The organism is Pseudomonas sp. 3B-A001-10F, assembly GCF_056313565.1.
Genome location: NZ_JBQYFW010000041.1, coordinates 30,380 through 49,740 on the forward strand (window position 1 = coordinate 30,380; position 19,361 = coordinate 49,740).

A 19,361-nucleotide genomic window follows, 5' to 3' on the forward strand; every position below is an offset into this window, starting at 1 on the left:
CCATGAAAATCATCACCTCCGGCGCGTCCTATCTGGACATTGACGCCTACGCCTGCTGCATTGCCTATGCCGAATTGCTCAACCTGCAAGGCATTCCCGCCCGCGCCGTCAGCAGCGCGCCTGCCAACGCCAGCGTTTCGCCAAGCGTGCTCGGCTGGGGCGCGGCGTTTCACGACTACCAGCCGACATCGGACGATGAGTTTGTCTTGGTCGATGTCTCGGACTATCACCATTTCGACCCGTTGGTGGTGCTTGAACGGGTGGTGGAGGTCATCGACCATCATCCAGGCTACGAAAACTATTGGCAGCAGAAGCTTGGGTCTGCTGCCGATATTCGCCCGATCGGCGCGGCGGCAACTCAGGTTTTTCAGCGCTGGCAGGCGGCCGGTGTGCTGCCGCAGATCAGCGTGCAAAGTGCCGCTTTGCTGGCCACCGCGATTCTCGACAACACGCAGAATTTCACCGGGCAGATGACCACGCCAGCGGACATCGAGGCTTACGTCGACCTCGCTTCACGGGCAAAACTGCCGGCAGACTGGCCTCGGCAATATTTTCTCGAGTGCCAGGCCAGCATCGAATCGAACCTTGCCGCTGCATTGGCAGCCGACTCGAAACGGATGAAACCCGAGAGCAACCTGCCATGCTTTTTCGCGCAAATGACTGTTTGGGATGCCGACACCTTGCTGCAAAAGTACCGGCCGATGATCAATTGCTGGATGGCAGAGCAGGGCGATGACTGGCTGCTGAATGTGATCAGTATCCGCGATCGTAAAAGCTGTTTTCTTGCGCCAGCCGAGGTCAGCCAGCAAAAGCTCAATCGCTTGTTGCCACTCGACTGGCAGGGCGGATTGGCCGTGCGGGCACCCTCAATGCTGCGCAAGGAACTGTTGAAATTGGCACTGGACGCTGGCAGTCACTGCGCACCAAACACCATCGTCCAGTAAACCCCTTCATCACTGCGCGCTTCACTGGCAAACCCGGCACCGACCTGGGTAAACATCGGGTTCATCAGGTTGGCGCAGTGCCCGGGGCTGGCCAGCCATCCGACCATGGCTTTGCCCGGTGAACTCTGTCCGGCGGCGATGTTTTCACCGATTTGCCGACCGCGATAGCCGGCTGCACGGGCGCGATCGGCAGGCAGGTCGCCGTCCGGATCACGGTGGGCGAAGTAGTTGCCGTAAGCCATGGCTTTGCTGTGCCCCTGCGCGGCAGCGCCCAGTGCTGCGTTCCAGCTCAACGGCCGGGCGGCGGCGAAGCGCTGGCGTCCGCACATCCGTGGCCGGGCGCGCGCGGCATTGACCTCAGCGAGCAAAGCCTTGCCGACGCTGCGGTTATCGCCAACGCGGCTGTCGAGCACCGGTTGCGCCAGCACCACTTGCCATTCATTGCGTGAGCGACTGATGCCGATGTCGGCGTAGCTCGCATCCAGCAGCGCGGCGCAGTGTTCGTCTTGCAGCAGGTCGAAAGCCTCTTCGGCGTCCTCGGCCCCGATCACGCGAATACTGCGTACCGCAACGGCGGAGTAGCCGGATGACTTCAGCGCTTCACGCATGCCGCCGGCGTAGCGATAACCGATCGGCAAGGCCAGGTTCGACTTCAGCGCCAACGGCGCCAGGCGTTGTGCCGGGCGTCGATCGCAGCGCTGCGGATGGGCACGATAGTCGTTGATGGCGGCCACCAGTTGCCGCTCGGCACCGGCATGGGCGGTTGCAGCGAACAGCGGCGAAAGGATCAGCAGGCACAGCGAAACGAAGCGAGACGAACGAACGGCGTGGCGCATGAGACGGGCAGCTCTGAAGAGGGACAGCGCAAAAGTTGAGTGAGCCGCAGAAAGCGGCGCGAGTAGGACTGGAGAATCGGGACTTGGTTCACCGATTCAAAACATCCCCCATCCACTGCAAATACTGCGCACGATCCGAGATCGAGTTATGCCCCGAATCCGGCACCACCCGGAGCACCGCCACGCCTTGCGGGAAATTCTCCAGCAAACGCTGGGTGCTGGCGCGCGGAATCACCTCGTCATCACTGGCCGCGAGCAACAACGTCGGCACGCGGGTATGCGCGGCGTACTTGCCGGATTCAAATCGGTCCTTGAGCAACCACTGCACCGGCACCCACGGATACTGGCGCGCCGCGATTTCTTCGAGGCTGTTGTAAGGCGTCACCAGAATCAGCTGTTGCACCGGCCGTTGACTGGCCAGACGCACGGCCACGCCGGAACCGAGGCTGCGCCCGACCACGGCCACCTGCGGATGACTGGCGTAGACCTGATCGAACAGCGCCAGCGCATCCTCAGCAATCGCCGCCTCCGACGGTGAACCGCCGCTGCCACCGAAACTGCGGTAGTTGAGCAAATACACTGCGTAATCGGGAAACGCCTCGGCAAACTCCGGCAGATTGCGCGACACGTCCTCGGCATTGCCGCCGAAATAGATCAGCGCCCGTGGCCCGACACGCTCGCGGGTGATCACTGAAACCCGCGCGTCCGGCATCGACAGGATCAGTTGTGAGTCGCTGCTGCTGACAGCATTGGGCTGCGGAAAATAGATCAGCGAGCGCTGAAAAAAGAACAGCGCCGCGCACAGCACCAGGTACACGGCAACGATCAATGCGACGAGTGACATCAAGGTTCGGGACATTCGGCTACTTTTAACGGTGTGTGAAGGATCGCTGTCGCAGTGTAGTTCAGCCCTGCCACCGGGCCGCTCGCACACACACACACAACAGGCAACAGATCCACGCAGCAGGGGAACCAGCATGAGCCACACTGAGGGTTACTCCCGTCGCCGATTGCTCACGCTGGCTGCCGGGGTTTCGGCGGTCTTCACCTTTGATCGGGCGCTGGCCACAACCACCACGTCCACGACCACCGGAGGCCAAACCATGCAGACCCGTGCCATCCCGTCCAGTGCCGAGTCGCTGCCAATCGTGGGCCTGGGCACCTATCGCGGCTTTGACGTCGCGCCCGGTGACCCGGCCTATCGGCAATTGTCGGCGGTGCTCGATGAGCTGTTCAAAAAGGGCGGCACGCTGATCGACAGTTCACCGATGTATGGCCGCGCCGAACAGACCACCGGCGAACTGCTATCGATCCACGAACCGCGTTCGCCGGCGTTTCTGGCGACCAAGGTGTGGACGCGCGGGCGCAAGGAAGGCATTGCGCAGATGGAGCAGTCGTTCAACCTGCTGCGCACCGAACGCATCGACCTGATGCAGATTCACAACCTGCTCGACTGGCAAACCCACCTGCCGATCTTGCGTGAATGGAAAGCTCAGGGACGGATCCGTTACATCGGCATCACCCATTACACGCCCTCGGCCTATGACGAAGTCGAATCGGTGTTGAAGGCCGAACAACTGGACTTTCTGCAAATCAATTACGCCCTCGATGACCGAGGCGTGGAGAAACGTATTTTGCCTTTGTGCCGCGAACGCGGCGTCGCGGTGATCTGTAATCGACCGTTCGGTGGCGGGGGACTGCTGGCCCGGCTCAAAGGCAAACCGCTGCCGGGCTGGGTGTCGGATGTGCAGGTCAACAGCTGGGCACAATTGGCGTTGAAGTTTCTGCTATCGCATTCGGCGGTGACTTGCGTGATCCCGGGCACGGGCAATCCGCGCTATATGGCCGATAACGCCAAGGCCGGGTTCGGGCCGATGCTCACCGATGCGCAACGGCATCAGTTGATTGCGTTAGCAGCGGGATAATCGATCTCGTAGACGGCGCTTAACCGCGATAGCGCAACGCCTCCAGCAACAATGCAAACGCCGGCGCCGCCTGGCGTCGGCTCGGGTAGTAGAGGTGGTAACCGGCAAACGTCGGGCACCAGTCTTCCAGCACTTGCAGTAAACGGCCGTCGGCCAGATACGGTGCGACGATGTTTTCCGGGATGTAACTCAGGCCGAAACCGTCCAGCGCAGCGTCGAGCAACGGGTAGACACCGTTCAAGGTGATTTGCCCGGAGACCCGCACTTTCAGGCTTTCGCCATCCTTCTCGAACTCCCAGCTGTACAACCCGCCATTGGTCGGCAGGCGCAGGTTGTTGCAGGCGTGGTCGGTCAGGTCGCGGGGCGTTTGCGGCTTGGCGCGTTTGGTAAAATAGGCCGGTGAACCGACCACCGCCATGCGCATGTCGGGGCCGATGCGGGTGGCGATCATGCCTTGCGCGACGTCTTCGCCCAGGCGCACGCCGGCGTCGAAACCCTGGCCGGCGATGTCGACGAAACCATAATCGCAGCTCACCTCGACGCTGATGTCCGGATATTTGGGCAGAAATTCCTTGAGTACTGGGCGCAGCAGCCAGTCCAGCGAATGGTCGGTGGCGTTGAGGCGGATCTTCCCCGCCGGGGTGTCGCGCAGGTTGCTCAGCGCCGCCAGTTCCAGTTCGATTTCTTCGAAGCGCGGGCCGATGGTTTGCAGGAGGTGTTCGCCGGCTTCGGTGGGCGAGACGCTGCGAGTCGTGCGGGTCAGCAAGCGCAGGCCTAAACGCGCTTCAAGCGCGCGAATAGTGTGACTGAGCGCCGATTGCGAAACGCCGAGTTTGGCCGCCGCTTTGGTGAAACTGCGCTCGCGGGCCACGGCGAGGAAGGCGAGCAGGTCGGTGGCGTTTTCTCGAAGCATTGATGAGAGTCCTGCATAAGTTTTTTCGAATTCTAGTCGATTATCTGAAGAGTTGACGGCGGTAGAGTGCTGACATTGTTTATCCGGAGGAACCGCCATGAACCCAATTGCCGCTTCTGCATTGACCCTTTCCCTGTTGGCGGGTGAGGTGCAGGCCAATGAAAATCCCCGAGTGACCGTCACCCCGAATGGTTCGCAACCTTCGGCCAAGGGCCCGGCTGACTGGTTCACCGGCACTGTGCGGGTCGATGCGCCCTTCAAAGGCACCGAAGCAGCGCGGGTCAGTGGTGCGACGGTGACGTTCGAGCCGGGCGCGCGTACCGCGTGGCATACACATCCGTTGGGACAGACCTTGATCGTCACGGCCGGTTCCGGTTTTGTGCAGGAGTGGGGGCAGCCGGTTCGTGAGATTCGTCCAGGGGATACGGTGTGGATTGCGCCGGGGGCCAAGCATTGGCACGGTGCGGCGCCTGGCACTGCAATGACTCATATCGCGATTGCTGAAGTGCTCGATGGCAAAGTCGCGGATTGGATGGAGCAGGTGAGTGATAAGCAATATCCGCGAGCTGACTGAAAGCTGTTGGTAGCGCACTAGCACCCCATGCTGGTGCGCTCCTGATTTCCCTCACCCCAGCCCTCTCCCGGAGGGAGAGGGGGCCGACCGAGGTGTCTTGCGCCATACATCGACCTGAGAGACCGAGTCGATTATGGGTTCACAGCACTTCGACCTGAAAGTGCCGTGTCGATTACGGATTCACAGCACTCCGACCTGAAAGTGCCGTGTCGATTACGGGTTCACAGCACTTCGACCTGAAAGTGCCGTATCGATTATGGATTCACAGCAAAACGTTCAGGTCGGTGCAGTTCCCGAACATCCCCGGATCGGTTCCCTCTCCCTTTGGGAGAGGGCTAGGGTGAGGGGCTTTTCAGGGGGCGCTCAGATCATCTCCGGCAACGACGAGAGAATCTTGTCCAGCGTAACCGGATACTCCCGCACCCGCGCTCCGGTGGCGTTGTAAATCGCATTCGCCACCGCCGCACTGACCCCGCAAATCCCCAATTCACCAACACCCTTGGCCTTCATCGGCGAAGACACCGGGTCGGTCTCATCAAGAAAAATCACCTCTTGATGCGGTATGTCGGCATGCACCGGCACTTCATACCCGGCTAGGTCATGGTTGACGAAAAACCCAAGTTTCTTGTCCACCGCCAACTCTTCCATCAACGCCGCACCAACGCCCATGGTCATCGCACCGATAACCTGGCTGCGCGCCGATGTCGGATTAAGAATCCGCCCTGCTGCACACACCGCCAACATGCGCCGCACGCGCACTTCACCGGTGGCAGCGTCGACAGCGACTTCGACGAAATGCGCACCGAAGGTCGACTGCTGATACTTCTCGGCCAGATCACCGAACTCAATGCTGTCCTCGCCGACCAGCGCGCCGCCTTCAGCCGCGTTGCGCAATGGCACGCTCTTGCTGCCGACGCGCACCTGACCGTCGATGAATTCGGCCTGGTCCGCCGCCAGCCCCAGTTTGCTCGCCACCGCTTCACGCAGTTTTACGCACGCGGCATAGACCCCGGAGGTCGAGCAGTTACCGCCGAACTGGCCGCCGGAGCCGGCCGACACTGGGAAGTTCGAGTCACCCAGCCGCACCACCACCGCGTCGAGGCCAACGCCCATCATCTCGGCGGCAGTCTGCGCGATGATCGTATAGCTGCCGGTGCCGATATCGGTCATGTCGGTTTCCACAACAATCTTGCCGTCACGCTCCAAATGCACGCGGGCGCCGGACTTGACCAGCAGGTTGTTGCGAAACGCCGCCGCCACGCCCATGCCGATCAGCCAGCGACCTTCTCGACGGCTACCCGGTTGAGCCTTGCGCTGGTTCCAGCCGAATTTCTCGGCCCCGGTCTGCAGGCATTTGATCAATTGCCGCTGGGAAAACGGCCGTTCGGTCTTCACCGGATCGACCTGCGTATCGTTGAGAATGCGGAATTGCACCGGGTCCATCTTCAGTTGCTCGGCCATCTCGTCCATGGCGATTTCCAGCACCATCAACCCCGGTGCTTCACCCGGCGCACGCATGGCGTTGCCTTCGGGCAAATCGAGCGGCGCGAGGCGCATGCTCACGCGACGGTTTTCGGCGGCGTACAGCAACTGGCTCGGTTGTGCGGCGAGCTCGACCTTGCCGTCGGCGAGGTTGCCCGACCAGCCTTCGTGAGCGATGGCGGTGAGCTTGCCGTCCGCCGTGGCGCCCATGCGGATGCGCTGAATTGTCGCCGGACGGTGCGTGGTGTTGTTGGCCATCTGCGGGCGGGCGAGGGTCACCTTCACCGGTCGGCCAGCCATGCGCGCACCGAGGGCGGCAAGAATCGCGTCGGCGCGGATGAACAGCTTGCCGCCGAAACCGCCACCGATATACGGCGAGACCAAACGAACTTTTTCCTTCGGTAGGCCGAGGGTTTTCGCAATGTCGCCGACACTCCAGGCGACCATCTGGTTGGAGGTCCACAAGGTCAGTTGATCGCCTTTCCACGCTGCCAAGGTCGCGTGGGGTTCCATCATCGCGTGGGACTGGTCCGGGGTGGTGTAAGTCTGATCAAACTGCACCGGCGCGGCGGCAAAGGCCTTGTCGAAATCACCATGATTGACGTCGGGCAACTCGTCTTTCGGCTCGACGCCCAAGTCTTTCACGCTGGCCAGATCGAATTTGCCTTCGACGGCTTCGTAATCGACCTTGACCCGTTGCGCGGCGGCGCGGGCCTGTTCGAAGGTCTCAGCGACCACCAGCGCGACGGCCTGCTGATAATGCTGCACTTCGGGACCGGCGAGCAGGTGGGCGGCGTTGTATTGACCCTTCTCGAGCTTGCCGGCATTCGCGGCGGTGACAATCGCCAGCACGCCCGGCGCGGCTTTCGCCTCGTCCAGATGAATGGCTTTGATCCGCCCTTTGGCGATGGCCGCATCGACCATGACACCGTAGGCCTGATTGGCGGCCGCTTCATGTTGCTCGTAGGCATACGTGGCCTGCCCGCAGGTTTTCAGCGGGCCTTCGATGCGCTCGGTGGGTTGGCCGATGACTTTCAACTGGTCGATCGGATTGGTAGTGGCGGGCGTGTCGAATTTCATGCTTGATCCCTCGCTTGCGCCAACACCGAACCGAGCGTGCGCTCGACCAGGGTCAGTTTGAACTGGTTGTCGTGGGTCGGCGTGGCGCCGTCGAGCAGGCGTTCGCTGACGGCTTTGGCGCCTTTTGGCAGCAGCGCTTCGGCCGCTTCAACCCGCCACGGTTTCGGCGCGATACCGCCAACGGCAACGCGGCCACTGCCGTCCTTTTGCAGGATCAGACCAACCGAGACCAGCGCAAACGCGTAGGACGAACGATCACGCACCTTGTGATAAATGTGGGTGCCGCCGACGGGCGCGGGCAGTGTCACCGAGGTGATGAACTCGCCGGGCGTCAGGCTGGTTTCGATGTTCGGCGTGGTACCGGGCAACTGGTGAAAGTCGACCATGGCGATGCTGCGGGTGCTGCCGTCGGGTTTCACCGTGTCAATCTGCGCATCGAGGGCACGCATGGCAATCGCCATGTCACTCGGGTGCGTGGCGATGCACGCGTCGCTGACGCCGATGATGCCGAGTTGCCGACTGACCCCGCCAATCGCCGCGCAACCGCTGCCGGGATTGCGTTTGTTGCAGGCTTGATGGGTGTCGTAGAAATACGGGCAGCGCGTGCGTTGCAGCAGGTTGCCGGCGGTGCTCGCCATGTTGCGCAACTGTCCGGAAGCCCCGGCGAGCAAGGCGCGCGAGAGCAGGGCGTAGTCTTTCCGCACGCGCATATCGGCCGCCAGATCGGTGTTGCGCACCAGCGCGCCGATGCGCAAGCCGCCCTCGGGCGTGGCTTCGAGCTGATCCAGGCCGAGGTGGTTGACGTCGATCAGGTGCAGCGGGGTTTCGATATCGAGTTTCATCAAGTCCAGCAGGTTGGTGCCGCCAGCGATGAAGCGTGCGCCTTCGACCTGTGCGGCTTGCGCAGCGGCAGCGGCGGGGGAGTCGGCGCGGCTGTAATTGAACGGTCTCATGCCGGTACCTCCGCGACTTCGGTGATGGCTTCGATGATGTTCGAGTAGGCACCGCAGCGGCAGATATTGCCGCTCATGCGCTCCTGAAACTCTCTGGCGATCAACTGCGGCGCCTCGGTGAGGCTCTCACTGACGTGGCTGGGGATACCGTCGCGGATTTCCTTGATCACTGACACCGCCGAGCAAATCTGCCCCGGTGTGCAATAGCCGCACTGATAGCCGTCGTGCTTGATGAATGCGGCCTGCATCGGGTGCAGATTGTCGGGCATGCCGAGGCCCTCGATGGTGGTGATCTCGCTGTCTTCGTGCATCACTGCCAGGGTCAGGCAAGAGTTGATGCGTCGACCATCGGCGATCACCGTGCAGGCCCCGCACTGGCCGTGGTCGCAGCCTTTTTTGGTGCCGCTCAGGTGCAAGTGCTCGCGCAAGGCATCGAGCAGTGTGGTGCGGGTGTCGACGTCAAGCGCACGCGGCTTGCCGTTGACGTTGATCGTCACTTTGCTCATAGCCGGTTGCTCCAGATTGGCCGCGTAGGCCTTGAGGCTGATAAACGGCGGCATCGCGAACGCGGTGGCGGTCACGGCGCCGAGGATCAGAAATCCGCGTCGGGAAATCGTCATGGTTCGATTCCTTTTCTCTCTTCATCAGGGCAGCAGGGTCGTGAATGGCCCAAGCGGGCAGCCAGCGTCATCGCCGGTCTCGTAAAGGAGTGACTGCCGGAAAGAGGAAAAGGTTTTTGCGGATATGCGCTATAGAGTTATGCGTGTGGTTCATCAATCGCCTGACTTGGCACAAATCCCTGTGGGAGCGAGCTTGCTCGCGAAGAGGCCGGCACATTCAACCTCTTCATCGACTGAACGGACGCCTTCGCGAGCAAGCTCGCTCCCACAGGGGAATGGGGTCTACCTGGCTAATGCGAGCCAACCACCATATGCGTAAACGGCGCTACATACGCCTGCAACGTCACCAGCCCGCCGACCAGAATCGCCAGCACAATCGAGTGGAAGAACACATAGCGCAGAATCTCGCCCTCATGCCCGTACCAGCGCGTCGCGGTGGAGGCGACCACGATCGATTGCGCATCGACCATTTTGCCCATCACCCCGCCGGAGCTGTTCGCCGCCGCCATCAGGATCGGACTGATCCCGAGCTGTTCCGACGTCACCCGCTGCAAGCCGCCAAACAACACGTTTGACGCGGTATCCGAACCGGTCAGCGCGACGCCCAGCCAACCGAGCAACGTGCCGAACATCGGATAGAAAATCCCCGTCGCGGCAAACGCCAGGCCCATGGTCGCGTCGAGTCCCGAGTAGCGCGTGAGAAACCCGAGCGCCAGCATCGCCGCAATGGTGATCAACGAAAACCGCACCACCCACAACGTGCGCAGGTATTGCTTGATCAGTTGCGGGATCGAATAGCCCATCAGCAAACCACCGACAATCGCCGCCAGCAGAATCCCGCTGCCGGTGGCGGTCAGCCAAGTGAATTTGTACACCGCTTCTTCCGCTTTCGGTGCCGCGACCACCGGCGGTACTTTTTCGATTTGCAGGTGCAAAGTGGTAAAAGTCACGGCCGGGGCGAAGACCGGGTTGGCTTCGCGCAGCGGCTTGCCCTGCGGGTCGAGCTTGGCCGAGTGGGTTACCGGATCAATGGCGGGGCGGGTGTCGAACATATTCTTGAAGCCCTGAGTACCCCAGGCAAACACGAACACGGTGAGGATGATCCACGGCATCCACGCGCGCATCACCGCCGGGCGCGCCTGATCGCTGAACGCAGCGCTGGCGGTGACTTTTTCTTCCTCGACTTTGGAATTGTCGACCCGCCCCGAAAGCGCTGCCGAGGTGTGAATGGTCGCCGGTTTCCACACCTTCAAAAACAGCGTCAGACAGGCCATGGAAATCAGCGCGGCGATCACGTCCACCAACATTGGACCGTGGTAGTTCGACACGAGAAATTGCGGGATCGCGAAGCTGACGCCGGCCACCAGAATCGCCGGCCAGATCTCCAGCATCTTGCGCCACCCGGCGAAGGCCCAGATCAACCAGAACGGCACCAGCACCGAGAAAAACGGCAACTGCCGACCGACCATCATCGACAGCTCCATTTCATCCAGGCCGGTGACTTTGGCCAGCGTGATGATCGGCGTACCGAGTGCGCCGAATGCCACCGGGGCGGTGTTGGCGATCAGCGCCAGACCCGACGCGGCCAACGGCGAAAACCCCAGCCCGATCAGGATCGCCCCGGTCACCGCTACCGGCGTGCCGAACCCCGCCGCACCTTCAAAAAACGCACCGAAACAGAAGGCGATCAGCAGCAACTGCAAACGGCGGTCATCGGTGATCCGCGCAAGGGAATCCTGCAGCACTTTGAACGAGCCGTTCTCGGTGGTCAGACGGTGCAGAAAGATGATGTTGAGGACGATCCAGCCGATTGGCAGCAAGCCATTCGCCGAACCGAACAACGCCGCAGAACCGGCCATGCTCGCCGGCATGCCGAAGGCAAAAATCGAAATCAGCAGGGCGGACGCCAGCGCCAGTAGTGCCGCCAAGTGCGCCTTGACGTGGAAGAACGCCAGCGCCGCAAGCATCACCACCACCGGTACGGCGGCCATGAGCGTGGAGATCACCGGGTTGCCGAACGGGTCGTAAATTTGCTGCCAGACCATGGTCCACCTCTGCTTGTTGTTATTGAGGGCGCAGATCCATTGCGTGGGGCTTGGTTGCAAGGAGTATAGGTGGCATTTCGCCGCTGCTCGGGCAGCGCGGGCGGGGCGACAAACGGTCGATAGTGGCCAGTGAATCAACGGCGTTTTGCCCGGTCGTATCTGCGGCTGCGCGCACCGCGTTCTGAAGGCGCGGGCAGCGTCGCCGATTCCGTCGTCAAGACCTTGGTTTTAGGGAAGCGTTGAATGAAGCGCGCAACAACGATGCTGCTGACCGTGACCGCCGCCGTATTGCTCGGCGGCTGTGTCGCGGATTTTGATGATGACCACCGCCATGGCCGGCATTACGACCGCGATCATGGCCGCAATTACGACCATGACCGGCGCTGGGATGACCGCGATGATCGCCGCGACGGGCGTCGCTACTACCGTGATCGGGATGATGACTGATTGAACGCAAGAGGGCGTCCCGCGATGGGACGCCCTCTTTGTTTAACCCTCGATACTCAAGAAAAGTGAGCGCTCGCCCGGACGCTGGATCGCGCAGGCACGGAGGCCTCGATGTCCAGCAAATGGGTGGCGAGAATGTCGCTCAGAAAACGGAACTGATCGTTGATGCCGACCACTTCATTGCTGAAATGATTGGTGGCGGCGGGCATCAGCAGATCTTCGAAATCTTCGTTGAACACCAGTGCCTGCGCCTTGTGCGACACGGCGTGCTGGTCGTAATAGTTGCTGCCGAACACCGGGAAACTCACGGAGAGTGTGACGTGGGTGTGAATCATGTTGTGAACTCCTCGTTGTGTTTCGGATGGGTCAATCGTGCCTTTGATGGGCGGTGGGCGGAAGGCAATCGTGGCGATGGTGAATATCGATGGCAGTGATGGTTGTCGCAGACCACTGTGGGAGTGAGCTTGCTCGCGAAGGCGTCGAGCCAGTCGATTCATATGTGTCTGATACACCGCATTCGCGAGCAAGCTCGCTCCCACAGGGGATCTGCAGTGTTTTCGCGATAGCGGACAAATAGTCCGACGCCCACACCTATACTCAAATCTGACTCCTCCTTATTGAAAGGAAACCGCCACCGTGAACTCGCGTGCGCTGCTCGTCGCCGCACTGTTGTTGCTGGCCGGCTGCGCCACTTCCGCGCGGGCGCCGGTGTCAGCGCCGCAAGCCGTGTTTGTCTCGCCGCAGACCTGGCAGCAGATCGACCGGGAAATCGTCAGCGCTTCGCAGCAAGCCACCGAGCAAGTCAAAGTATTCGCCCGTGGCTCGATGGAACATTGGCGCACTCGCGTCTATCAGCAAACTGAAGAAAATTTCATCCCGTGGTTCAGCAGCTACTGGACCCAGGAATGGCTGTCGATGAAAGTCAGTTGGTACACGATCAATGCCGGCGGTGAGCAAGATGCGTCGGCCAAGCGCTTGGCGGCGTATCTGCTTGAGCAATATCAGGAAAGGGTGCTGGCGCCGGTTGCGGTGGAGATCGATCCGGATGCGATTCTCGGCCAGGCCACGGCGTTCTATGCGCAGTTGATGGCGCAACAGATGCCGCTCATCGCCCAGCGTCATGGTGTGCCTGTCGCTCAGCTCAACGGGCGTTTGCAGAAAATCCCCGCCATTGCACTGGGCCCGCCGCCAGCGCGGGATGCTTCGTTGTTTCAAGTGATCAGCACGGAACCGTTGAACACCTTGCCGGCCTATGCCGCGTTGATCGACAAGATCCACACTGACGGCGGCGCCAAGGGCATTGCCTCGACCGATGCCGGCATGGCCCCGGTGGCCAAGCGCGCCAGTCAGCGGATGGAAGCGGAAATGGCCCCGCGCGGGGCAGCCAGTGCTGTAGCGGCTGCGGCGGGGAAACTGGCTGGAGGGCTGATCTCGGTGGGTGTGGCGGGGATCCGCGCGATCATCCAGGCCAATGACCGACCCGACAGCGAAGCGCTGATTCGCACCAGTCTGGGCAGCACCTTCGACAAAGCCTGGCTGAAACTGGTGCAAAGCCCGACGACTGGCGTTATGGCCGGCACGTTGCACGTGGCCGGGCAGGTCGAGCGCAATCTGGGTAGGGGTGATGAACCGTCGGTCGGCTTGGGCGTGAATCCTGTCGAATGGCAGCCGCCGCAATCGACTAACCAGCAGATCGAACCCAACGTGCAAGGAGAGTGATCATGGCTTACATCGATATTTTTGTAGCGCCGGTGCCGACTGCCAACCTTGAGCAGTACAAAAAGCACTGTGAAATCGCGGCGAAACTGTTCAAGGAATACGGTGCACAGGATGTGATGCAGTGCTGGGGCGATGACGTGCCGGAGGGCAAGGTCACGTCATTCCCGATGGCGGTCAAACTCAAGGAAGGCGAGACGGTTTCGGCTGGCTGGTTGATCTGGCCCGACAAGGCCACTCGCGACGCTGGCATGGGCAAAATGATGGAAGATCCGCGCATGCAACCAGACGTCAACCCGATGGGGTTTGATGGGCAGCGGATGATCTTTGGTGGCTTTAAAAATATCCTCGAACCCTGAAACCAGCGTAAATCTTTTGTAGGAGTGAGCCTGCTCGCGATCGCGGTGGGTCTGTCAATGAAGCATTGAATGTGCGAACGCCATCGCGAGCAGGCTCACTCCTACAGGTATTGTGTTCACTCCGAGGGGGTGATGCGACAGCTTTTGCGGTTGCGGATCTGCTCATCGGTGGGGCGTTCGCGGACGAATTCGAAGCGCGGCTCACCTTCGCTGTAATGCACCAGCCAGCCCCATTCCAGTTCACTTTCATCCTGCCCGGGATTGGGCGGGCGGGCCCACCACGGTTCTTTGCTGAGGATCGCGCGCATGACGGCCTCCGGTTGATGGCAATCCTTGAACTATAGCTTCCTGTCACGAGTCGTCAGATCAGGCTGTGTAGAATCCGGCGGATCACTTTGAACAGGGGAGCAGGGCCATGACCGAAGAAGCGAAGCGACTGTTTTTCGCCCTCGATTGCCCGGCGGTGCAACGCAAGGCAATTGCTCATTGGCGCGGGGAGTTGGGTTTGCGAACCGGTAAGCCGGTGCCGGCGGACAACTTTCATCTGACGTTGCTGTTCCTTGGCGCGGTGCCATTAGCCCAGATCAATGAAGTCTGCGAGGCGGCCGGGCAAGTGCGCACACCGGGTGAGGCGTTGAAAATTTCGCTGGATCGCTTACAGGTCTGGCATCGCGCCGGGGTGTTGTCGCTGGCGCCGGAGCAGGCGCCGCCGGCGTTGTTGCGACTGGTCTATGCGCTGGAACAGGCGATGTTGCCGTTCGGTTTTGAAGAGACGCCCCGCGAGTTTCGTCCGCACCTGACCCTGGCCCGAGACTTTCGTGCGCCGGAGCCGGAATCCGTCACGCCGCCGGAGTTTTTCCTGCGCGCTGAACGTTTTGCCCTGTTCGAATCACACAAGGGGCGCTACCGGATCCTGCAGGATTGGCCGCTGATTTGAGCGCACAAAAAAAGGCGCCCGAAGGCGCCTGAAATTCACCTTGACCGAGGAAGCCAGGTGAGGCCGTTCATTGCAGGGTGCAGCGGTGGTAAGGCGCTGCGTGAACGGGAAATCATAAATTTCTTCGAGTCAGCCACTGACCCTGTGGGAGCGAGCTTGCTCGCGAAGGCGTCGGCACATCCAACATCTTTAGCGGTTGTTTACCCGCTTTCGCGAGCAAGCTCGCTCCCACATTTGGATTTGTGCTTGTCCTATTTACCGAGTTTCACCCGGGTCCAGCCACGGGTCATGATTCGCTGTGTGGCAATCGGCTGATCCGGCACCGCATACAGCGTCGCCATCACCGCTTGCGACGGGTACGAACCCGGGTCGTTGCGGATCGCTTCATCCACCAATGGCGTTGCCGCCGCGTTGGCGTTGCTGTAGCCGTTGCTGTTGGTGATCTCGGCGATGATCTCCGGGCGCATCAGGAAGTCCATGAACAGGTAGGCGTTCTCGACGTTCGCCGCATCGCGCGGGATCGCGACCATGTCGTAGAAGCTGCCGGCGCCTTCCTTGGGAATGCTGTAGTCGATGACCACGTTGTTGCCCGATTCCACCGCGCGGGCCTTGGCCTGCAGCACGTCGCCGGAGTAACCGACCGCGACGCAGATGTTGCCGTTGGCCAGATCCGAGATGTATTTCGAGGAGTGGAAGTACGCCACGTTCGGGCGGATCTTCATGAACAGCGCCTCGGCTTCCTTGATGTGCGCGGTGTCCTTGTCGTTCACCGGGTAGCGCAGGTAGTGCAGGGCGGCCGGGATCATTTCGGTCGGCGAATCGAGGAAACTGATGCCGCAGGCTTTGAGTTTTTCAGCGTTTTCCGGTTTGAACAGCAAGTCCCAGGAATTGGTCGGGGCGTTGGCGCCGAGCACTTCCTTGACCTTGGCCGGGTTGAAACCAATGCCGATCGAGCCCCACATGTACGGGAACGCGTGGGCGTTGTCCGGATCACTGGCAGCGGCGTTTTTCAGCAGCACCGGGTTGAGATTCTTCCAGTTCGGCAGCTTGGATTTGTCCAGCGTCTGATAGACGCCGGCCTTGATCTGCTTGGCCAGGAAACTGTTCGACGGCACGACCAGGTCGTAGCCGGATTTGCCCGCCAACAAACGCGCCTCAAGGGTTTCGTTGCTGTCGAAGACGTCGTAGGTCACGCGGATACCGGTCTCGTCTTCGAACTTCTTGACCGTATCCGGCGCGATGTAATCGGACCAGTTGTAAACACGCAGCACCTTGTCGTTGGCCTGGGCGCCCATGACCATCGCGCCCATTAAGGACAGTGTCAGCAGAGTCCTGCCAAACATTTTCATCGGTACAACTCCATTCTTTTTATTCACGTTACGCAAAGCCCCCTCACCCTAACCCTCTCCCAGGGGGAGAGGGGACTGACCGAGGGGCTGACTACAGGTTAAGCGGTTGCTGCGGATTGCTGAGGCTGCCACGACTCGTTTGCGGTCTGATCCATCGCTTCCTGAATCGCTCGTTTGCGATTGGCTTCTGCCTTGCGGCCGAAGTACCAGACCAGGAAGGTCACCAGCGACACCGCCAGCAGAATCAGGCTGGCCACGGCGTTGATCTCAGGCTTGACGCCCAGACGCACCGCCGAGAACACTTCCATCGGCAGGGTCGTCGAACCCGGCCCGGAAACGAAGCTTGCCAACACCAGGTCATCCAGCGACAGAGCGAACGACATCATCCCGCCCGCCGCCAGCGACGGCGCGATCATCGGAATGGTGATCAGGAAAAACACCTTGAACGGTTTCGCGCCGAGATCCATCGCCGCTTCTTCGATCGACAGATCCAGCTCGCGGAGGCGGGCGGAGACTACCACCGCGACATAAGCGGCACAAAACGTGGTGTGGGCGATCCAGATCGTGACAATGCCACGCTCCTGCGGCCAGCCGATCAACTGCGCCATGGCCACGAACAGCAGCAACAGCGACAGACCGGTGATCACTTCAGGCATCACCAACGGCGCGGTGACCAGACCACCGAACAGCGTGCGACCCTTGAAGCGCGTGACGCGGGTCAGCACGAAAGCGGCGAGGGTGCCCAGCGCCACGGCAGCAATCGCCGTGTAGCAGGCGATTTCCAGCGAGCGCACCACTGAGCCCATCAGTTGCGTGTTGTCGAGCAGCCCGACGTACCACTTCACCGACCAGCCGCCCCAGACTGTCACCAGTTTGGATGCGTTGAACGAGTAGATCACCAGAATCAGCATCGGCAGATAAATGAACATCAGACCGAAGATCAGCATGAACTTGGAAAAACCGAAGCGTTTCATCCCCGTGCCTCCATCTCTTTGGCCTGGCTGCGGTTGAACAGCAGAATCGGCACAATCAGGATCAACAGCATCACCACCGCCAAGGCAGACGCCACCGGCCAGTCGCGGTTATTGAAGAACTCTTGCCACAGCACGCGACCGATCATCAGGGTCTCCGGGCCACCCAACAGTTCCGGAATCACGAACTCACCGACCACCGGAATAAACACCAGCATGCAGCCGGCAATAATCCCGTTCTTGGCCAGCGGCACGGTGATTTTCCAGAAGTTGTTGAAGTTGCTCGAACCCAGGTCCTGCGCGGCTTCCAGCAGGCTGCCATCGTGCTTGACGAGGTTGGCGTACAGCGGCAACACCATGAACGGCAGGTAGGCGTAAACCACGCCGATATACACAGCCGTGTTGGTGTTGAGGATCTCGATCGGGTGATCGGTCAACCCCGTCCACATCAAAAACGCGTTGAGCAGACCGTTGTTGCTGAGGATGCCCATCCACGCATAAACGCGGATCAGGATCGCGGTCCAGGTCGGCATCATGATCAACAGCAGCAGGACGTTTTGCGTTTCCTTGCCGGTCTTGGTGATCGCGTAGGCCATCGGGAAACCGATCAGCAGGCACATCATCGTGCTCAGTGCCGCCACCTTCAGCGAACCGAGGTAGGCCGACAGGTACAGCTCGTCTTCGCCGAGCATGGTGTAGTTGCCGATGTTGAGCATCAGCTGGAATTTCTGTTCGGCGTAGGTGTAGATCTCCGAATACGGCGGGATCGACAGCGCGGCTTCCGAGAAACTGATCTTCATCACCAGAAAGAACGGCAGCATGAAGAACAGGAACAGCCAGATGAACGGAATGCCGATCACCAGTTTTCGCCCGCTGGGCACCAGGCGCAGGAATTGCTGATTGAAGGTTCTCATGAGCGCAGTACCACGCCGCTGTCGTCTTCCCACCAGACGTAAACCTTGTCGTCCCAGGTCGGACGCGCGCCACGGCGTTCGGCGTTGGCCATGAACGACTGGACGATTTTGCCGCCGGGCAATTCGACGTAGAACACCGAGTGACCGCCGAGGTAGGCGATGTCATGCACCTTGCCTTCGGACCAGTTGTAGCGGAACTCCGGCTTGGTCGTGCTGACAAGCATTTTTTCCGGACGGATCGCGTAGGTGACCGATTTGTCCTGCACGGAGGTGCTGACGCCGTGACCGACGTAGATCTTCTGCTGCAAGTCCGGGCTGTGGATGATCGCGTGACCTTCAAGGTCTTCCACCACGGTGCCATCGAAGGCGTTCACGTTACCGATGAACTCGCAGACCATGCGGCTGACCGGCGCTTCATAAATGTCGACCGGGCTGCCGATCTGGGCGATCCAGCCGAGGTGCATGATCGCGATGCGCTCGGCCATGGTCATGGCCTCTTCCTGGTCGTGAGTCACCATCACGCAGGTTACGCCGACGCGTTCGATGATCTGCACCAGTTCCAGTTGCATCTGCGAACGCAGCTTTTTATCCAGCGCGCCCATCGGCTCGTCGAGCAGCAACAGCTTCGGACGCTTGGCCAGCGAGCGGGCGAGGGCGACGCGCTGACGCTGACCGCCGGACAACTGGTGCGGACGGCGTTTGGCGTATTGGGTCATGTGCACCAGACGCAGCATTTCATCGACACGGGCGTCGATTTCACTGGCCGGCAAACGGTCCTGCTTGAGGCCGAAGGCGATGTTCTGCGCGACGGTCATGTGTGGGAACAGCGCGTAGGACTGGAACATCATGTTGATCGGCCGCTCGTACGGCGGCATGTCGGTGATGTCCACGCCGTCGAGCAGAATCCGCCCTTCGGTCGGTCGCTCGAAACCGGCGAGCATGCGCAGCAGGGTCGATTTTCCCGAACCGGAGCCGCCGAGCAGGGCGAAGATTTCGCCCTGATGGATCTCCAGGGACACATCGTCCACTGCCACGGTTTCGTCGAACTTCTTGGTGACACGATCGACTTTCACCAGCACCTTTTTCGGTTGCTGATGACCTTCAAGTGCCTTCCTGTAAGTGCTGGAGGCGTTTGCCATGTGAAACTCCCAACAGGTTTCGTTCGCCTGGCCAATGTGGCCGGGCTTAAGTGGATTGCAAGCCTGCAGGTGCATTCCCGGTCGGATCACATCCCCCTGTGGGAGCGAGCTTGCTCGCGAAAACGTCGTGTCAGTCGACGTCGTTGTTGCCTGACAC

20 protein-coding genes are annotated in these 19,361 nt (G+C 60.7%); 7 read left to right on the forward strand and 13 right to left on the reverse strand.

Annotated features, from left to right (window positions below):
* Positions 1 to 2: 2 nt before the first annotated feature.
* Positions 3 to 944: a DHH family phosphoesterase gene (locus tag AC0ZWN_RS25840; RefSeq protein ID WP_476337157.1), complete on the forward strand. Its 942-nt coding sequence runs from the start codon at positions 3 to 5 to the stop codon at positions 942 to 944.
* Here AC0ZWN_RS25840 and AC0ZWN_RS25845 read toward each other — a convergent pair.
* Entirely contained in the window at positions 914 to 1,780 is an 867-nt protein-coding gene (locus AC0ZWN_RS25845; RefSeq protein WP_476337158.1) for a CAP domain-containing protein, read from the reverse strand. The two genes, AC0ZWN_RS25840 and AC0ZWN_RS25845, sit on opposite strands and share 31 nt — an antisense overlap.
* Before the next feature lie 88 nt (positions 1,781 to 1,868).
* Entirely contained in the window at positions 1,869 to 2,639 is a 771-nt protein-coding gene (locus AC0ZWN_RS25850) for an alpha/beta hydrolase (RefSeq protein WP_476337160.1), read from the reverse strand.
* A gap of 118 nt (positions 2,640 to 2,757) precedes the next feature.
* On the opposite strand from AC0ZWN_RS25850, the gene AC0ZWN_RS25855 reads away from it, so the two are divergent.
* The gene (locus tag AC0ZWN_RS25855) at positions 2,758 to 3,705 is read left to right on the forward strand and encodes an aldo/keto reductase (RefSeq protein WP_476337161.1); all 948 of its coding nucleotides are present in this window, start codon (positions 2,758 to 2,760) and stop codon (positions 3,703 to 3,705) included.
* 19 nt (positions 3,706 to 3,724) lie between these two features.
* Here the strand turns inward: AC0ZWN_RS25855 and AC0ZWN_RS25860 are convergent, their stop codons facing one another.
* The gene (locus tag AC0ZWN_RS25860) at positions 3,725 to 4,618 is read right to left on the reverse strand and encodes a LysR family transcriptional regulator (protein WP_476337163.1); all 894 of its coding nucleotides are present in this window, start codon (positions 4,616 to 4,618) and stop codon (positions 3,725 to 3,727) included.
* Positions 4,619 to 4,715: 97 nt separating this feature from the next.
* Here AC0ZWN_RS25860 and AC0ZWN_RS25865 point away from each other — a divergent pair, with 97 nt between their 5' ends.
* Positions 4,716 to 5,192, forward strand: coding sequence for a (R)-mandelonitrile lyase (locus AC0ZWN_RS25865; RefSeq protein WP_476337165.1), 477 nt, complete (start codon positions 4,716 to 4,718; stop codon positions 5,190 to 5,192).
* 363 nt (positions 5,193 to 5,555) lie between these two features.
* On the opposite strand, the gene paoC is transcribed toward AC0ZWN_RS25865, so the two are convergent.
* The 4 genes from paoC to AC0ZWN_RS25885 all read right to left on the reverse strand — a co-directional run bounded on the left by paoC (position 5,556) and on the right by AC0ZWN_RS25885 (position 11,372).
* The gene (gene paoC, locus AC0ZWN_RS25870) at positions 5,556 to 7,754 is read right to left on the reverse strand and encodes an aldehyde oxidoreductase molybdenum-binding subunit PaoC (protein WP_476337167.1); all 2,199 of its coding nucleotides are present in this window, start codon (positions 7,752 to 7,754) and stop codon (positions 5,556 to 5,558) included.
* Positions 7,751 to 8,707, reverse strand: coding sequence for an FAD binding domain-containing protein (locus AC0ZWN_RS25875; protein WP_476337168.1), 957 nt, complete (start codon positions 8,705 to 8,707; stop codon positions 7,751 to 7,753). Before AC0ZWN_RS25875 ends, paoC begins: the two co-directional genes overlap by 4 nt.
* A complete protein-coding gene (gene paoA / locus AC0ZWN_RS25880) occupies positions 8,704 to 9,327 on the reverse strand; it encodes an aldehyde dehydrogenase iron-sulfur subunit PaoA (RefSeq protein WP_476337169.1) in 624 nt (207 codons plus the stop codon). The genes AC0ZWN_RS25875 and paoA overlap by 4 nt, the downstream gene beginning before the upstream one ends.
* Positions 9,328 to 9,617: 290 nt before the next feature.
* The gene (locus tag AC0ZWN_RS25885) at positions 9,618 to 11,372 is read right to left on the reverse strand and encodes an L-lactate permease (RefSeq protein ID WP_476337171.1); all 1,755 of its coding nucleotides are present in this window, start codon (positions 11,370 to 11,372) and stop codon (positions 9,618 to 9,620) included.
* A 243-nt stretch (positions 11,373 to 11,615) separates the two neighbouring features.
* On the opposite strand from AC0ZWN_RS25885, the gene AC0ZWN_RS25890 reads away from it, so the two are divergent.
* On the forward strand, positions 11,616 to 11,819 hold the full coding sequence (locus tag AC0ZWN_RS25890; RefSeq protein ID WP_007918829.1) for a hypothetical protein: 204 nt from the start codon (positions 11,616 to 11,618) through the stop codon (positions 11,817 to 11,819).
* A 56-nt stretch (positions 11,820 to 11,875) separates the two neighbouring features.
* Here AC0ZWN_RS25890 and AC0ZWN_RS25895 read toward each other — a convergent pair whose 3' ends face one another.
* Entirely contained in the window at positions 11,876 to 12,154 is a 279-nt protein-coding gene (locus AC0ZWN_RS25895) for a hypothetical protein (protein ID WP_007918828.1), read from the reverse strand.
* 301 nt (positions 12,155 to 12,455) lie between these two features.
* On the opposite strand from AC0ZWN_RS25895, the gene AC0ZWN_RS25900 reads away from it, so the two are divergent.
* Entirely contained in the window at positions 12,456 to 13,538 is a 1,083-nt protein-coding gene (locus AC0ZWN_RS25900; RefSeq protein ID WP_476337173.1) for a hypothetical protein, read from the forward strand.
* 2 nt (positions 13,539 to 13,540) lie between these two features.
* Positions 13,541 to 13,894, forward strand: a complete 354-nt coding sequence (locus AC0ZWN_RS25905) for a DUF1428 domain-containing protein (RefSeq protein WP_476337175.1) — start codon at positions 13,541 to 13,543, stop codon at positions 13,892 to 13,894.
* A gap of 116 nt (positions 13,895 to 14,010) precedes the next feature.
* Here the strand turns inward: AC0ZWN_RS25905 and AC0ZWN_RS25910 are convergent, their stop codons facing one another.
* On the reverse strand, positions 14,011 to 14,202 hold the full coding sequence (locus AC0ZWN_RS25910; RefSeq protein ID WP_093440824.1) for a hypothetical protein: 192 nt from the start codon (positions 14,200 to 14,202) through the stop codon (positions 14,011 to 14,013).
* Between the two features lie 107 nt (positions 14,203 to 14,309).
* Between AC0ZWN_RS25910 and thpR the strand changes: the two genes are divergently transcribed.
* Positions 14,310 to 14,831, forward strand: coding sequence for an RNA 2',3'-cyclic phosphodiesterase (gene thpR, locus AC0ZWN_RS25915; protein ID WP_476337177.1), 522 nt, complete (start codon positions 14,310 to 14,312; stop codon positions 14,829 to 14,831).
* A 251-nt stretch (positions 14,832 to 15,082) separates the two neighbouring features.
* Here thpR and AC0ZWN_RS25920 read toward each other — a convergent pair whose 3' ends face one another.
* The 4 genes from AC0ZWN_RS25920 to AC0ZWN_RS25935 all read right to left on the reverse strand — a co-directional run bounded on the left by AC0ZWN_RS25920 (position 15,083) and on the right by AC0ZWN_RS25935 (position 19,204).
* The gene (locus AC0ZWN_RS25920; protein ID WP_476337179.1) at positions 15,083 to 16,180 is read right to left on the reverse strand and encodes a polyamine ABC transporter substrate-binding protein; all 1,098 of its coding nucleotides are present in this window, start codon (positions 16,178 to 16,180) and stop codon (positions 15,083 to 15,085) included.
* Positions 16,181 to 16,278: 98 nt separating this feature from the next.
* A complete protein-coding gene (locus AC0ZWN_RS25925) occupies positions 16,279 to 17,154 on the reverse strand; it encodes an ABC transporter permease subunit (protein WP_038365610.1) in 876 nt (291 codons plus the stop codon).
* A complete protein-coding gene (locus AC0ZWN_RS25930; RefSeq protein ID WP_034155532.1) occupies positions 17,151 to 18,065 on the reverse strand; it encodes an ABC transporter permease subunit in 915 nt (304 codons plus the stop codon). The genes AC0ZWN_RS25925 and AC0ZWN_RS25930 overlap by 4 nt, the downstream gene beginning before the upstream one ends.
* Positions 18,062 to 19,204: an ABC transporter ATP-binding protein gene (locus tag AC0ZWN_RS25935; RefSeq protein ID WP_077572275.1), complete on the reverse strand. Its 1,143-nt coding sequence runs from the start codon at positions 19,202 to 19,204 to the stop codon at positions 18,062 to 18,064. Before AC0ZWN_RS25935 ends, AC0ZWN_RS25930 begins: the two co-directional genes overlap by 4 nt.
* Between the last annotated feature and the right edge of the window lie 157 nt (positions 19,205 to 19,361).